Source organism: Streptomyces sp. NPDC007095 (genome assembly GCF_040634475.1).
Taxonomy (GTDB): Bacteria; Actinomycetota; Actinomycetes; order Streptomycetales; family Streptomycetaceae; genus Streptomyces.
Genome location: NZ_JBEYFS010000029.1, coordinates 53,227 through 68,228 on the forward strand (window position 1 = coordinate 53,227; position 15,002 = coordinate 68,228).

Annotated in this window: 15 protein-coding genes; 5 read left to right on the forward strand and 10 right to left on the reverse strand. The window is 71.7% G+C overall.

The features are described 5' to 3' along the window. Positions 1-18 precede the first annotated feature (18 nt). Genes ABZ656_RS12865 through ABZ656_RS12875 form a run of 3 tightly spaced genes read right to left on the reverse strand, consistent with a single transcriptional unit; the run spans position 19 to position 3,355 of the window. On the reverse strand, positions 19-1,161 hold the full coding sequence (locus tag ABZ656_RS12865) for an acyl-CoA dehydrogenase family protein (protein WP_360267342.1): 1,143 nt from the start codon (positions 1,159-1,161) through the stop codon (positions 19-21). Between the two features lie 14 nt (positions 1,162-1,175). Continuing rightward, positions 1,176-2,189 carry an LLM class F420-dependent oxidoreductase gene (locus ABZ656_RS12870; protein WP_360267345.1) on the reverse strand — a complete coding sequence of 338 codons (1,014 nt, stop codon included), beginning with the start codon at positions 2,187-2,189 and terminating at the stop codon, positions 1,176-1,178. Continuing rightward, the gene (locus tag ABZ656_RS12875; protein ID WP_360267348.1) at positions 2,189-3,355 is read right to left on the reverse strand and encodes a CaiB/BaiF CoA-transferase family protein; all 1,167 of its coding nucleotides are present in this window, start codon (positions 3,353-3,355) and stop codon (positions 2,189-2,191) included. The genes ABZ656_RS12870 and ABZ656_RS12875 overlap by 1 nt, the downstream gene beginning before the upstream one ends. 296 nt (positions 3,356-3,651) lie before the next feature. Between ABZ656_RS12875 and ABZ656_RS12880 the strand changes: the two genes are divergently transcribed. Continuing rightward, entirely contained in the window at positions 3,652-4,824 is a 1,173-nt protein-coding gene (locus ABZ656_RS12880; protein ID WP_101403934.1) for a saccharopine dehydrogenase NADP-binding domain-containing protein, read from the forward strand. A gap of 17 nt (positions 4,825-4,841) precedes the next feature. Here the strand turns inward: ABZ656_RS12880 and ABZ656_RS12885 are convergent, their stop codons facing one another. From ABZ656_RS12885 to ABZ656_RS12900, 4 genes are all read right to left on the reverse strand, one after another. Beyond that, positions 4,842-4,988: a hypothetical protein gene (locus tag ABZ656_RS12885; protein WP_180361942.1), complete on the reverse strand. Its 147-nt coding sequence runs from the start codon at positions 4,986-4,988 to the stop codon at positions 4,842-4,844. Positions 4,989-5,076: 88 nt separating this feature from the next. Continuing rightward, a complete protein-coding gene (locus ABZ656_RS12890; protein WP_180362386.1) occupies positions 5,077-5,799 on the reverse strand; it encodes an endonuclease V in 723 nt (240 codons plus the stop codon). A gap of 61 nt (positions 5,800-5,860) precedes the next feature. Further along, a complete protein-coding gene (locus tag ABZ656_RS12895; RefSeq protein ID WP_101402129.1) occupies positions 5,861-6,187 on the reverse strand; it encodes a plasmid stabilization protein in 327 nt (108 codons plus the stop codon). Between the two features lie 86 nt (positions 6,188-6,273). Continuing rightward, entirely contained in the window at positions 6,274-7,362 is a 1,089-nt protein-coding gene (locus ABZ656_RS12900; RefSeq protein ID WP_101402128.1) for an oxidoreductase, read from the reverse strand. Between the two features lie 258 nt (positions 7,363-7,620). On the opposite strand from ABZ656_RS12900, the gene ABZ656_RS12905 reads away from it, so the two are divergent. Continuing rightward, complete coding sequence (locus ABZ656_RS12905; protein WP_101402127.1) at positions 7,621-8,037, forward strand: SsgA family sporulation/cell division regulator; 417 nt, start codon at positions 7,621-7,623, stop codon at positions 8,035-8,037. A gap of 15 nt (positions 8,038-8,052) precedes the next feature. Here the strand turns inward: ABZ656_RS12905 and ABZ656_RS12910 are convergent, their stop codons facing one another. Together ABZ656_RS12910 and ABZ656_RS12915 are read right to left on the reverse strand one after the other, a co-directional pair. Then, positions 8,053-8,916: an isocitrate lyase/phosphoenolpyruvate mutase family protein gene (locus ABZ656_RS12910; protein ID WP_360267354.1), complete on the reverse strand. Its 864-nt coding sequence runs from the start codon at positions 8,914-8,916 to the stop codon at positions 8,053-8,055. A 132-nt stretch (positions 8,917-9,048) separates the two neighbouring features. Then, a complete protein-coding gene (locus ABZ656_RS12915; protein WP_360267357.1) occupies positions 9,049-9,729 on the reverse strand; it encodes a GPP34 family phosphoprotein in 681 nt (226 codons plus the stop codon). A gap of 408 nt (positions 9,730-10,137) precedes the next feature. On the opposite strand from ABZ656_RS12915, the gene ABZ656_RS12920 reads away from it, so the two are divergent. The 3 genes from ABZ656_RS12920 to ABZ656_RS12930 all read left to right on the forward strand — a co-directional run bounded on the left by ABZ656_RS12920 (position 10,138) and on the right by ABZ656_RS12930 (position 13,903). Further along, positions 10,138-11,772 carry an ABC-F family ATP-binding cassette domain-containing protein gene (locus ABZ656_RS12920; RefSeq protein WP_101402124.1) on the forward strand — a complete coding sequence of 545 codons (1,635 nt, stop codon included), beginning with the start codon at positions 10,138-10,140 and terminating at the stop codon, positions 11,770-11,772. A 169-nt stretch (positions 11,773-11,941) separates the two neighbouring features. Beyond that, positions 11,942-12,718: a dimethylargininase gene (gene ddaH / locus ABZ656_RS12925; RefSeq protein ID WP_101402123.1), complete on the forward strand. Its 777-nt coding sequence runs from the start codon at positions 11,942-11,944 to the stop codon at positions 12,716-12,718. Between the two features lie 207 nt (positions 12,719-12,925). Then, positions 12,926-13,903 (forward strand): acyl-ACP desaturase, encoded by a 978-nt coding sequence (locus tag ABZ656_RS12930; protein WP_101402122.1) that lies wholly within the window; start codon positions 12,926-12,928, stop codon positions 13,901-13,903. A gap of 21 nt (positions 13,904-13,924) precedes the next feature. Here ABZ656_RS12930 and ABZ656_RS12935 read toward each other — a convergent pair whose 3' ends face one another. Then, on the reverse strand, positions 13,925-14,821 hold the full coding sequence (locus tag ABZ656_RS12935) for a hypothetical protein (protein WP_360267361.1): 897 nt from the start codon (positions 14,819-14,821) through the stop codon (positions 13,925-13,927). Positions 14,822-15,002: the final 181 nt, after the last annotated feature.

Below are 15,002 nucleotides of genomic sequence, written 5' to 3' on the forward strand. Positions count from 1 at the left end.
CGGGGAGGGTGCGGAGGATCAGCCGAGCAGGGAGCGGCCGATGATCTCCTTCATGATCTCTGTGGTCCCGCCGTAGATGGTCTGGATGCGGCCGTCGGTGAAGGCCCTGGCGACGCGGTACTCCGTCATGTAGCCGTAGCCGCCGTGCAGCTGGAGGCAGCGGTCCGCGACGCGTTTTTGCAGTTCGGTGGCCCACCACTTGGCCATCGAGGCGTGCACGGCGTCGAGTTCCCCGTTCGTGTGGTCGACGACGCAGCGGTCGAGGAACGTACGGGTGACGGCGCACTCGGTGGCCATCTCGGCTATCTCGAAGCGGATGTGCTGGAGCTTGGACAGCGGCCGTCCGAAGGCCTCACGCTCCTTGACGTACTGGGTGGTGATCTCCAGCAGGTGCTCGGCCGCCGCGATCCCGGCGACGGCGATGCCTATGCGTTCCTGCGCGAGGTTCGTCATGAGGTGCACGAAGGCGCCGTTGAGCTCCCCGAGCAGGTTCTCCTTGGGGACGCGTACGTCGTGGAAGAACAGCTCGGCCGTGTCCTGCGCCTTCTGCCCGATCTTGTCGAGGTTGCGGCCACGCTCGAAGCCTGCCATGCCGCGCTCGACGACGAGCAGAGACAGACCGTGGGCGCCGCCTTCCGGGGTCGTCTTCGCGACGACGATCACCAGGTCGGCCAGGATCCCGTTCGAGATGAAGGTCTTGGAGCCGTTGAGCAGCCAGTGGTCGCCCCGGTCCTCGGCGTGCGTCCTGATGCCCTGGAGGTCGGAGCCGGCGCCGGGCTCGGTCATCGCGATCGCCGTGATGATCGAACCGTCGCAGAAACCGGGCAGCCAGCGCCGCTTCTGCTCCTCGGTGGCCAGGTCCGTCAGATACGGCCCGATGATGTCGTTGTGCAGCCCGAGGGCGAGACCCGCGGCCCCCGCGCGCGTGAACTCCTCGGCGAGTACGGCGCTGTAGCGGAAGTCGGCGTTGCCGCCGCCTCCGTACTCCTCCGGTACGGCGAGGCCGAGCAGCCCCTGTTTCCCGGCGGCGCGCCAGGCCTCGCGCGAGACGATGCCGTCCTTCTCCCACTGTTCGTAGTACGGCGTCACCTCCTTGGCGAGGAAGGTGCGCACGGTCTCCCGGAACGCGTCGTGCTCGGCACCGAAAATCTGCCGCTTCATGCGCGGTCGCCCTCCTAGAGCCAGCTCTTGACGGTCTCGACCAGCCGGGCCGGCTCCGGCCCCACGGGAGTGATGTTGAGCATGTCGACACCGGCCTCCCGGAAGGCCTCGACACGCTCGCGCACATAGCTCTCCGGCCCGCACAGCGAGATCAGCTCGCAGAACTCGGCCGGTACGGCGGCCTCGGCCTCCTTCTTGCGGCCGGAGAGGTACAGCTCCTGGATGAGCCGGGCCTCCTTCTCGTAGCCGTAGGCCACCGCGAGGTCGTTGTAGAAGTTCTTGCCGGGGGCACCCATGCCGCCTACGTAGAGGGCGATTTTGGGTCGCGCGAGCTCGCGTACGGCTGCCGCGTCCTCGCCGATGGCGAGCAGGCCGCCCGCGACGGTCCGCAGGGGGCCGAGCGCCGGGTCCCGCAGTGCGGCGCCCTCCGCGAGGGAGGCGCCCCACACCTGGTGGGCCTTCTCCGGGATGAAGAGGGTGGGCAGCCAGCCGTCGGCGAGTTCGGCGGTCATCCGGACGTTGGCGGGGCCCAGGGAGGCCACGTACAGCGGCACGTCGGGGCGCACCGGCTTGGTGAGAAGCTTCAGGGGCTTGCCCAGGCCGCCGGGGCGGGGGATGTCGGTGATGCCGTGGTGGTCGATGACCTCGCGTCGCAGGATGCGGCGGGTCAGCTCGATGGCTTCGCGGGTGCGGCCCAGCGGCTTGTCGTACGCCTTCCCGTGCCAGCCCTCGACGACCTGCGGGCCCGAGGCGCCGAGCCCCAGGATGGCGCGGCCGCCCGAGATCGCGTCGAGTCCGGCGGCGGTCTGCGCGAGGAGCGCCGGGGTGCGCGAGTAGACGTTGAGGATCCCGGAGCCGATCTTCATGCGCTCGGTGCGGGCGGCCAGATAGCCCATGATCGTGGGCGCGTCGAAGCCGTAGGCCTCCGCGACCCAGACGGCGTCCAGGCCCGCGGACTCCAGGGCGGCGACCTCGTCGGCGGCCTGCCGGGGGTCGCCCGCGTAGTCGAGCGGGAGGGAGAGCTCCATCAGTCGCCGTCCTTCATCGTGTCTTCCTTCATGAGGTCGTGCCGCGTCAGCCGTGGCACGTCCCAGTCGCGGGCCACGTCGGCGGTGTCGGCGCCCGGCAGGGCGGGGCCGGTGCGGACGGAGGTGCGGGTCAGGGAGAAGCGGGGTGCCGGGGCGGGCTGGGTGATGCCGCCGTGGTCGGTGAAGGTGCCGCGGGCGGCGAGGTGGGGGTGGGCCGGGGCCTCCCGCAACGACAGGACGGGGGCCACGCAGGCGTCGGAGCCCTCGAAGACCGCGGTCCACTCGTCCCTGGTGCGGGTCTTGAAGCGGGCGGCGACCGCCTCGCGCAGCTCGCCCCAGCGGGCCAGGTCCTTGCGGGAGTCGGCGTGCTCCTCGATGCCGAGCAGTTCCACGAACTCGGCGTAGAACTGCTGCTCCAGGGCGCCCACCGCCATGTACTTCCCGTCGGCCGTCTCGTACGTGCCGTAGTACGGGCAGCCGCCGTCCAGGAGGTTTGCGCCGCGCCGGTCCTGCCAGCCGCCCGCGGCGAGCATGCCGTGGATCATCGAGGCGAGGTGCGCGGCGCCGTCGACGATCGCCGTGTCCACGACCTGCCCGGCGCCGGTGGCGCGTGCGTGGTGGAGCGCGGCGAGGACGCCGACGACGAGATAGAGCGAGCCGCCCGCGTAGTCGCCGACGAGGTTCGCGGGGACCGTGGGCGGCTCGTCCGGCCTGCCGATCATGCCGAGGGTGCCGGTGAGGGCGATGTACGCGATGTCGTGCCCGGCACGCGCGGCGAGCGGGCCCTGCTGGCCCCAGCCGGTCATCCGGCCGTAGACGAGCCGGGGGTTGCGGGCGTGACAGGTCTCGGGGCCGACGCCGAGGCGCTCGGCGACGCCGGGGCGGTAGCCCTCGACGAGGATGTCCGCGCGATCGACCAGATCGAGGACGCGGGCGGGACCGTCCTCGGCCTTCAGGTCGATCACGACCGACCGCTTGTTGCGGTTGGTGATGTCGTACTCCGGGTTGACGGCGAGCCCCGTGCCGCCGGGCCGGTCCACACGGACGACGTCCGCGCCGAGGTCGGCGAGGAGCATGGCGGCGAACGGGCCGGGGCCGATGCCCGCCAGCTCCACCACGCGCACTCCGGCCAGCGGGCCGTACGCCGGCGTCCCTGCCACTGCCATCGAGCCCCCAGCACTGTGACACCACTGATGTGACATCAGTGATGTTATGAACGTGTTCCACGCCGGGCAAGCCCTCAGCGAGCAAGCGCTTAGTTAAATCCCGGGTGGCGGATCATGCCGAAAGGTCATGAAACAGGGCACGTCAGCGGCGTATGCCACCGCACCGCCGGCGCGCGTTCCCCTGCACGGCCACGGCCACCTCCGACCTCTATGTCGACCTCGTCGTTCGGCCGCTCGGACCTCACGCTAACCTCGGCCACCGACAACGGCGCTTCGCGCACGACAGATGGGGTGTCATGAGCAGGCTGAACGGGACGGCTCGCACGTACGACATCGTGCTCTTCGGAGCCACCGGGTTCGTCGGGACCCTCACCGCGGAGTACCTCGCCGCACACGCGCCCGAGGGGCTGCGCTGGGCGATCGCGGGCCGCGACGAGGAGAAGCTGGCGCGGCTGCGGGAGCGGCTGTCCGGCGCCCCCGACGTGCTCTTGGCGGATGTCGCCGATCCGGCGTCGCTGCGCGAACTCGCCCGCGGCGCACGCGTGGTGGCGACGACCGTCGGGCCGTACATCCTGCACGGCGAGGAGCTGGTCGCCGCCTGCGCCGACGCGGGCACCGACTATCTGGACCTCACCGGCGAGCCCGAGTTCGTGGACCTGATGTACGTCCGGCACGACGCACGCGCGCGGGAGACCGGGGCACGCCTGGTGCACGCCTGCGGTTTCGACTCGATTCCGCACGACCTGGGTGCCTACTTCACGGTGCGGCAGCTGCCCGAGGACGTGCCGCTGCGTGTCGACGGTTTCGTCCGCGCCCAGGCGATGTTCTCGGGCGGCACCTTCGCCTCCGCGCTCACCCAGTTCGCGCGCGGGCGGCACATCCTGGCCGCGGCGCGGGATCGCGGGCGGCACGAACCACGGCTGGTCGGGCGGCGGGCGAACGCGCCACTGAGCACGCCGCGGTTCGCCAAGGAGGTCGGGGCATGGGCGCTGCCGCTGCCCACCATCGACGCCCAGATCGTGCAGCGTTCTGCGCGGGTGCTGGAGCGCTACGGGCCCGACTTCCGCTACCGCCACTACGCGGCCGTCGAACGGCTGCCGGTCGCGCTGGGCGGGGTCACGGCCGTCGGCGCGGTGTTCGCGGCGGCCCAGGTGCCGCCCGCGCGGCGCTGGCTGTCCGACCGGATCAAGCCGGGCGAGGGGCCCAGTGCCTCGCGGCGGGCGAAGAGCTGGTTCTCGGTGCGGTTCGTGGGCGAGGGCGGCGGGCGCCGCGTGTTCACGGAGGTCGCGGGCGGCGACCCCGGCTACGGCGAGACCGCCAAGATGTTCGCGGAGTCCGCGCTGTCGCTCGCCTTCGACGACCTGCCGGAGACGGCCGGACAGGTCACGACGGCGGTGGCGATGGGCGGCGCGCTCATCGACCGGCTGCGGGCGGCGGGGATCACCTTCCGGGTGGCCGCGTCCAGGTAGGACCGTCCGGAACCCCCCTAGAACGGCCAGCCCAGCACCGTGTAGATCATCCCGCCGATCCAGCCGACCCCGGCGAGGACGGAGAGGACCAGCGCGGCCATCACGGTGCGCTCGACGGGCTGGGTGGCGCCGGTGGCGGGCTTCGGGGAACGGTGAATTGTCATGCGGCACAGCCTGCCGATGATGACGGCGCCCCCACATCCGTACAGGTACTCAGAACACGTACTCAGTGCACATACTCGGGGCACGTGCTCAGTCAACGGGTGAGGCTCCTGAGGGAGCTGTCTCCTTCAGGGCCCGTCGGCACAGGGAGTCCGCGCTTCGGGTGCTCTGCGGGAGGCGGTACTTCGGGGTGAGCGCGAGGGTGTGCGCGCAGGCGTTGTCGAGGCTCACCCGGTGGCCGACCGAGACGAAGACAGGCTTGACGCCGTCCTGGGTGCGCAGTGCCCGACCGACCTCCTCCGGGCCCGTCGGTCCGCCCGCGACCAGCGGGGAGGCGCTGCCGCGCCGGGCGCCGGGCTCCTCGTAGGAGAAGGTGAACGGGTTCTTGGCCACCCCGATCGTGGGCAGCCCGGTGAGTACTCCGAGGTGGCTGGCGAGGCCGAAACGGCGGGGGTGGGCGAGCCCGTAGCCGTCGCAGACCACGAGACCCGGCGCGCACGGCAGCGCGTCGAGCACGGCCAGCACGGTCGGGATCTCGCGGAAGGCGAGCAACCCGGGGACGTAGGGGAAGGAGACCTGTCCGACGGCGGTGGCCTCGGCGACGACGGTGAGGGTCGCCGCGTCGAGCACGACGGCCGCGGCCACGACGACGTCCCGCTCGTCGTCGTACGCCACGTCCACGCCCGTCACCCTGCCGGTGCCGGGCGGCGGCCCGGGCTCGTCGAGCACCACGCGCCCCCGCAGTTCGTCCTGCACGGCGCGGGCCTGCTCCTCGGTCGCGGGCCAACCCGCGGGAATCGGTACGGTGTTCAACGAGGTGTTCATGGTGCCGACGAGCCTAGGCCCACAGCTCCGGAGGAAGTCCTGAGGGCGGTCACCTGCCGTCCAGCGCGCGCCTCAGCTCCTCCTTGTTCATGTCCGAACGGCCGTGGATGTCACGGCGCTTGGCCTCCTCGTACAGCTGGTCGTACGTGGGTCCCTGAGCGCCCTGGTGGGAGCGCAGGCCGCCGCGCCTGCCGGAGGAGATGTCCTGGGTGGACGTGCGGCTCGCGGTCTTCGACTCGCCGGACCGGGCCCGCTCCTTGTTCACGGTGCGCGCGGCGATCTCCTCGGCGCGCTCCCTGCTCTCTCCCCGGTCGAGAGCGCTCTCCTTGATGTGCTCGTACTGGCGTTCGCGCTTGGGGCCGGAGCCACGGGGCATGGCGGCTCACTTCCTTCCGTGTCGCCGATCGCTTGCTTGCGCGTCGGCGACACGGGTACCCCGCTCGCCACGGGGCACGCGGCGAGTCAGCGCTCCAGACGTGCCACCCGGCCCTTCTCCCCGGACGCCCAGCAGCCCAGGTCGGGGGTGCAGTCCACGGTGTCGTACGAGCCGGTGTCCAGGGTGCGCCAGGTGCGGCCGCCGTCGGTCGTGAGGTCGGTGCCGGTCGGGCCGACCGCGAGCGCGGAGGTGCGGCTGTGCGGAAGCCAGGCGACACCCGAGCGGTAGGCGGGCGGCGGCTGGGCGGCGGGGGTCCAGGTGCGCCCGCCGTCGGGGGTGACGGCGGCCGCCTGAGGCGATGCCTGGTCGGCGCGGTAGTCGCCACCGACCGCGAGGCCATGGGCGCGGTCCCGGAAGGCGAGGGCGAAGACGCCACGAGCCGGGTCGCCCGCGGGGATCGGCGTCTCGGCCGTCTTCCAGGTCAGTCCCCGGTCGCTGGAATGCAGCACACGCGCGTGTGCGCCCCCGCCGGTGGCCAGCCAGGCATCGTGCGATCCCGCGCTCACGAGGCACTGTCCACTGGCGGCGAAGCCCGCCTCGCCGTCCTGCGCGGCGGGCATGCCGTCGCCCGGCAGCACCTTCCAGGACCGTCCGCCGTCACTGGTGGACAGGATGCGGAACCTGCCGTCCACGGGGTCGCTCATCGCGAGGCCGTGGCGCCGGTCGAAGAAGGTCAGGCAGTCGTAGAAGGCCTTCGCGTCGGTGTTGCGGAAGGACTCGGTCCAGGTCGCGCCGCCGTCGTCGGTCCTGAAGACCCGGGAGGCCTCGCCCTCGCCGATGGCGAGGACCACCGCGCGCCGCGCGTCGAACGCCTCGATGTCGCGGAACTCCAGGTCGGCGGCGCCGGGCGGCGAGACGTTCCGCCAGCTCGCGCCGCCGTCGGTGGTCCGCAGGACGGTGCCCTCGGCGCCGGCCACCCAGGCGGTGTCCCGGCTGACGGCAGACAGTCCGCGGAAGCGAACGTCGCTGCCGCTGTCCTTGAGCGCCCAGTGGGCCGTCTTCCCCGCCTCGTGTGCCTGCGCGGGCGCCGCCGTCAGCGCCGCGGCGAACGCCGCCGCGCACAGTCCCACGGTGACCGCCCGACTCGTACGTCTCGACTTCCCCAAGCCCCTCATGGCGGGCGAAGCTAGCCCACTCCCCCGGCGCCGTCCAGATGGCCTCGGCGGGAACCCGGGGGCCGAGGTTGGTGTCCTCTCCGGTATCGCGGGCATGTCGGAACGAGAAATGGATCACTACGCGTCACCGTGGTGAATGAACTCGGTGACAGAGGTCACTTGGGCTTCAGGTGCACTGAATGGCTCATTCCGTCGTCTCATACATTGCCCGGCCTCATCCGCCCGGAGTTCGTCCAGCCGTCACAAGGGAGCAAGGCGTTGTCCACCGTCATCGAGCAGCCCGTAGAGGCCCGCCTCGTCGCCGCCGCCCCGCGGATGCCGAGCATTCCCGCAACGCTCCACTACGACCGGAGCGACCCCTTCGCTGTCCGTATGACCTTCCCCGCCCCGGCCACGCTGGAGGGCGTGGAGGTCTGCTGGACGTTCGCGCGCGAGCTTCTCGCGTCCGGCATGGAGGACTCCGTGGGGTACGGCGACGTACGGGTGCGACCGTACGGCTACGACCGCACCGTTCTGGAGTTCCACGCGCCCGAGGGCACCGCCGTGGTGCATGTGCGCTCGGGCGAGGTGCGGAAGTTCCTCCAGCGCACGACCGAGCTGGTGCCCGTCGGACTCGAGCATCTCCAGGTCGACCTGGACCACGACCTGGAGGAGCTGATGCGGGGCACCTGCTGAGCGGCGCCCCCGCCCTCAGCGAGCGCCGCCCAGCACGGTGTTGAGCTCGGCGTATTCGAGTCCACCGGTCAGCGAGTCGTAGGTCCCCGCGCCCAGCAGTTCCCGCGCGGCACGGCGGACCACCGCGTGCGCGGCCTGCGCGATGCTGGAGCCCGCGCTGATCCGGGCGACCCCGAGCGCGGCCAGCTCGGCGACAGGCGGTGCGCCGGGACCGACCAGCACATTGAGCGGGCCCTCGACACCCGCCACGAGCGACTTCACCGTCCCCGGGTCGACGGCCCCGGGAACGAAGATCCCGTCGGCTCCGGCGGCGAGGAAGGCGGCGGCTCGCTCCAGGGTCTCCCCGACCCCTCCCGCGCCTCTCAGAACAGTGTCGATACGCGCGTTGATGAACAGCGGGACACCTGCCGCATCGGCTGCGGCACGGGCCGCCGCGATGCGTTCCGCCTGCTCGGCGACCGGGCGCAGCGGACCACGGCCGCCGTCGTCGTCACCCTCGCCCTCTTCGCCGTCGTAGAGCGCGTCCTCGATGTTCACGCCCACGGCGCCGGCCGCGAGCACCGCGCGGATCGTGTCCCCGACGCCCGCGGCGTCCTTCGCATAGCCGCTCTCGATGTCCGCGCTCACCGGAACCCGGACCGCGGCGGCGACGCGTGCGACCGCGCCGAGGGCCCGGTCCCTGTCCAGCCGTTCCCCGTCGGCCGTTCCCAGGTCCCAGGCGAGCCCCGCGCTGGTCGTCGCCACGGCGGCGGCGCCCGCCTCCTCGACCAGGCGCGCACTCGCCGTGTTCCAGGCGTTCGGGAGGACGAGCGGGCGGCCGGGGGTGTGCAGGGCGCGGAAGGCGAGGGCGGTTACGTGGGTGGGGTTCTGGTTCGTCATGGGGACGATCCCATCACCGGGGACGGGGTGAGGGCTGGCAGGAATGCGACATGTGCGTGGGGGCCGGGACACCACCGGGTGCGGGCTGCCGGGGGTTGCCCGCGGAGCTCCCCGCGCCCCTTCCCTGGCGTCTCAACCCCCCGTTGCCGCGCCCGGGGTCGATGCCGCCGTGGCCGCCACGACGATCGCGGTGCGCACCTCCTGGATGACCTTCTTCAGCGCCGGGGCCGCCGCTCCGCTGCGGTCGGTCAGCTCCTCGATGCGCTGCTTGTACAGCTTGCGGTCCTTGCCGGACGCCAGCGTGCGCAGTTCGGCCGCGGCGGCGAGGGCGACGAGGGCCGCGTCACGGTCGGAGACGTCCTCGACGGGCACGGGCCCTTGCAACACGGTCCGTGCCTCCTCCCGCAGCGCCTCGACCGCGGACACCCGTTCCAGCTCGTACTCCACGGACGGGAAGAGCCCGAGCACCCGTTTCTTCTCGGCCCGCAGGTATCCCTCGGCGGCGAGCTGGGCGCGGACCGCGTCCAGGGTGACGCGCGCCCGCAGGGTCACCCACGCCTTCCACTTCCGGGGCCGGGACTCCTCCACCAGTTCCAGGAGCCCGTCGAGGACGAGGTCCCCCGTACGGGCGTCGGCGTCGACCGGTGTGGCGATGCCGTCCACGTCGGCGAGCAGTCCGCGCTGGGCGAGCTCCGTGACGGCGCCGGCCCGCACCAGGTGATGGAGGTGGGTCGCCCCCGTGACCTTGAGCCTCGTGGTGTCCCAGGCCAGCAGATAGAGCCGGGCGGGCAGCGACAGCGAGCCGTTGGGCACGGCGTCTCCTTCGGGGTCGAGGTCGGGGCCACGTTAGGGCCTGTCCGGCGGATCATGCCGCAGACGCGGGGCTTGGCACGCCCATCTGCGGCGATGAGGCACCGCTCGTCTCCCGCGACCTGATCCGCCGGACAGGCACTAATGCGTTGACAGCGTTCAGGGCTGTTCCTACGGTGTACAGCGGTCCTGTTGCCGTCGATTGGAGAAGGACGTTGCTCGTCTGAGGTCTGAGACACCGCGTCACACAGTGGGCTCTCGTCGCCCCCGTGTGCGCAGCGTGCGACCTCGGCGTATGAGCCGTCCTCCGGTTTTACGGGGCCTTCTTTCCGCCCTCCTGACTGGATCGTCGTCACCTCGCGGTGTCCCGAACGCGTGCCCCTGACCGCACCCAGTGATCGCGAGGCCCTCATGTCTGCTTCCCCCACCTCCCTCACCTGTACCTCCCTCTCCTTCGCCTGGCCGGACGGGACCACCGTCTTCGACGACCTCCAGGTCGCCTTCGGCCCCGGCAGGACCGGGCTCGTCGGCGTCAACGGATCAGGGAAGTCCACCCTGTTGAAGCTGATCGCGGGTGAACTGACCCCGACGGACGGCACGATCCGCGTCACCGGCGAGGTCGGTTACCTGCCGCAGAACGTCACGCTCGACACCGTCCTGCGGGTCGACGAGGCGCTCGGCATCGCCGCCACGCGTGCCGCGCTGCACGCCATCGAGGCGGGCGACGCGGCCGAGGAGCACTTCGACGTCGTCGGCGACGACTGGGACGTCGAGGAGCGGGCGCTCGCCATGCTCGGCGAACTCGGACTCGGGCACGTCGAGCTGGACCGCACCATCGGCGAGGTCTCGGGCGGCGAGTCGGTACTGCTGCGCCTGGCCGCGCTGCTGCTGCGCCGGCCGGACATCCTGCTGCTGGACGAGCCCACCAACAACCTCGACCTGTACGCGCGCCGGCGGCTGTACGCGGCCGTCGAGGCCTGGTCCGGGGTCATGGTCGTGGTCAGCCACGACCGCGAGCTGCTGGACCTGGTCGACCAGATCGCCGATCTGCGGTCGGGCGAGGTCACCTGGTACGGGGGCAACTTCTCCGCGTACGAGGAGGTCCTCGCCGGCGAGCAGGAGGCGGCGGAGCGCATGGTGCGCGTGGCCGAGGCCGATCTGAAGAAGCAGAAGCGCGAGCTGGTCGACGCGCAGGTCAAGCTCGCCCGTCGCAAGCGCTACGGCCAGAAGATGTTCGAGCAGAAGCGCGAGCCGAAGATCGTCATGGGTGCGCGCAAACGGGCCGCCCAGGAGTCGGCGGGCAAGCACCGCATCATGCACGAGGAGAAGCTCGCGGAGGCGAAGGACCGGCTCGACGACGCGGTGGAGGCCGTACGGGACGACGACGAGATCCGTGTCGACCTGCCCTACACGGCCGTACCGCCGGGCCGCACCGTCCTCACACTGGAGAACCTGGAGCTGAGGTACGGCGCGCGCGTGGACGGTGTGTTCGATCTGCGCGGGCCCGAGAGGGTCGCGCTGATCGGGCGCAACGGCGCGGGCAAGACGACGCTGCTGCGGACGATCGCCGGAGAGCTGGAGGCCGTGTCCGGCCATGCCCTGGCCCATGTGCCGCTGCGGTTTTTGCCCCAGCGGCTCGATGTGCTCGACGGGGAGCTGACCGTGGCCGAGAACGTGGCCCGTTTCGCGCCCGCGGCCACCAACAACCGGGTCCGGGCGCGGCTCGCCCGCTTCCTGTTCAAGGGGGCGAAGGCCGACCAGCGGGCGGCGACACTCTCCGGCGGCGAACGCTTCCGGGCGGCGCTCGCGGCGCTGATGCTCGCCGAGCCCGCGCCGCAGCTCCTGATGCTCGACGAGCCGACCAACAACCTCGACCTGGCGAGCGTCCGCCAGCTCACCACGGCGCTGGAGTCCTACGAGGGCGCGCTGATCGTCGCCAGCCATGACCTGCCGTTCCTGGAGTCGATCGGAATCACACGCCGGCTGCTGCTGGAAGGAGGAGAACTGAAAGAAACCACGGCGGAAGCTGTCGGGTATCCGACATAGCGCCGGTGCCGGAGGCTGACTAACGTCAGCTTTCGGGCACCGCCCCGCGTCAGGTTCGGACGCGGGTCCGTCCGCCGTCCGGTCCGGGGGTGCCGAGTCGGGGCTGTTGTGCGCGCGAACGGCGCTGCATGATGTGCGCCGATGCACCCTGCCGATTCGGAGACCGCACGTGCCCAGCCAGAAAGCCCTCATCCGCAGGCCCAGTCCCCTTCTCGCCGAGGGACTGGTGACGCACATCGAGCGCGAGAAGGTGGACGTCGACCTGGCCGTCGAACAGTGGGAGGCGTACGCCGAGGCGCTGCGCACGCACGGCTGGGAGACCGTCGAGGTCGGTCCGGCCGACGACTGCCCCGACTCGGTGTTCGTCGAGGACGCCGTGGTCGTCTTCCGCAATGTCGCCCTGATCTCCCGCCCCGGCGCCGAGTCCCGGCGCGCCGAGACCGCCGGGGTCGAGGAGGCCGTGGCCCGGCTGGGCTGCTCGGTGAACTGGATCTGGGAGCCGGGGACCCTGGACGGCGGCGATGTCCTGAAGGTCGGCGACACGGTGTACGTGGGCCGCGGCGGGCGCACCAACGCGGCCGGGGTCCAGCAGCTGCGGGCGGCCTTCGAACCGCTCGGGGCACGGGTCGTGGCCGTACCCGTGACCAAGGTGCTGCATCTGAAGTCGGCGGTCACCGCGCTGCCCGACGGGACGGTGATCGGCCATGAGCCCCTGGTGGACACGCCCTCGCTGTTCCCGCGCTTCCTGCCGGTGCCGGAGGAGTCCGGGGCGCATGTGGTGCTGCTCGGCGGCGGGAAGCTGCTGATGGCGGCGAGCGCCCCGAAGACGGCGGAGCTGCTCACGGGCCTCGGTCACGAACCGGTTCTCGTGGACATCAGCGAGTTCGAGAAGCTCGAGGGCTGTGTGACGTGCCTCTCGGTACGACTGCGGGAGCTGTACCTCTGAACACGCCAGCTCCCCCGCTGGGACCCCCACTGATCAGGCACTCTTTACAGCGCACTTAACCTACGGTTTCGTAACCTACGGATACGTAGCCTACGATGCCGTAGGTTTTGTCTCCGCTCGGTAACCCGCCGAGCAACTCGCCCGGCTGCACGCCCGGCAACACGCTCAGTAACTCGCTCAGTATTTTCACGTCCCCCTGGAGCACCCGTGACGATCACTTCTCCCCACCTTGGTAGCCCGTCCGCCGCCTGGACCGACGCTCGGCTGCTGTACGCGCTGGAAGAAGTGGTCGAGACCGAGCTCAACCGCCACCTCAAGGTGGCCAAGGACTGGATGCCGCACGAGTACGTGCCGTTCAGCGATGCCCGCAACTTCCCCGGCTTCTTCGAGGACGGCGAGGCCTGGGGCAAGGAACAGTCCAAGGTCACGGAGATCGGCCGGATCGCGCTGGTCGTCAACCTGCTCACCGAGGACAACCTGCCGAGCTACCACCACGAGATCGCCGCACTCTTCGGCCGTGACGGCGCCTGGGGCACCTGGGTGCACCGCTGGACCGCGGAGGAGGGCCGGCACGGCATCGTGATGCGCGACTACCTGCTCGCTTCCCGCGCCGTCGACCCCGACAAGCTCGAGGCGTTCCGTATGGCGCACATGAACGAGGGCTTCGAGTCGGACAACCGCCACTCGATGCTGCACACGGTCGCCTACGTCGCCTTCCAGGAGCTCGCGACCCGCGTCTCGCACCGCAACACCGGTCACCAGTCGGGCGACCCGGTCTGCGACCGCATGCTGGCGCGCATCGCGACCGACGAGAACCTGCACATGGTCTTCTACCGGAACCTGCTCAAGGCCGCGTTCGAGCTGGCCCCCGACCTGAGCATGCAGGCCGTCCGCGACGTCATCGTCAACTTCCGGATGCCCGGACACGGCATGCCCGGCTTCGAGCGCGCCGCCGCGCAGATGGCCATCGGCGAGGTCTACAACATGCGCATCCACCACGACGACGTGCTGCAGCCGGTGCTGCGCCACCTGAAGGTCCTGGAGATGGACGGCCTCGGCCCCGAGGGCCTGCAGGCCCAGGAGGAGCTCGGCTTCTTCATGGGCGGCCTGGACGCGGAGGCCTCGAAGTTCGACGAGAAGCTCGCGGCCCGCAAGGTGCGGATGGCCGCGCGCGCCGCCGGCTGACCCTCTCCGGCCGAAGCCGCCTCACTCGTACGCCGTCACCTGGTCCAGCGCCGCGTCCCGCACGTCGGCCACCGGGTGGCGGCGCAGTGCTCTCAGCCGCTCCCGCCAGGGCGCGGCCCAGCCCGTACGGGCGCCGATCGCCCCGGTGACGGCCGCCGCGAGCAGTCCCTCGCCGTGACCGCCGTGCGCGTCCAGCCGCCGCACCACGTCCAGCAGGACGTCGGGATCCCCCTCGTGCGCCTGCCGCCGCAGTCGCTCCCCGAGTTCCTGAGCCGTCCGTGCGGCGAGCGCCGGGCGTCCCTCGGTGAGGGCGGCCAGGCGCCGCAGGTCCCCCGGTTCCCCGTCCAGGTCCAGGTGGAACGCCGTGATCGCGGCCGCCTGCGATACGAAGGCGTCGTACCCGGCGAGCAGCTCGCCGGCGGCGAGAGCCGCGGGCCGGATGGGCCCCGGGGCCGTCCTGGCCTGCTGGGCGAGGCGCACGACGAGGTGGTCGACGCGCCGCCTGGCCGGTCGGTCGCGCCGCTCGTCGGCATCGGCACGGCCGGTCTCCTCCGCCGCGGCGGCCGTCTCCGCCTCCGCCAGTGCCCGCAGCGCCTGCTGAAGGCCCCGGCCGCCGCGCGGTGAGCCCGCCGCCGCGCTCACCAGGCCGTTGGCCGCCGCGCGCCAGCTGAGGCGTCCCGTCAGATCGGTGACGGCGTCGGCGAGGACCGTCGGCGACTCGGGGGACCAGGGCGCCCAGCGGGCCAGGGCGTCGAAGGCGAGGGTGGCGGTCTCGGGGTCGTCGGTGGACGACACGTCGCGGACCAGCCCGGCGTACCGCTCGCGGTGGGGCTCGGGCAGGTCCAGCGGGGTGACGCGCAGGATCGCGGTACGGAGCACCGGCTCGGCGCCTGCGGCATCGCGCAGCAGGCCCCACACCGGTTCCTCGGCGAGCAGGCCGCCCGCGAACGCGACGATGGCCGCGCGGACGTCGACATGGGTGCCCGGCGCCGCGTACGCCTCGGGTCCACCGAAACCTGAACCTCGCGCCTGTTCAGGTCACTCAGAACGGGACCCTGCAGGCCAGTGACTTCTCCATCACCCCGAAGGCGGTTAACAA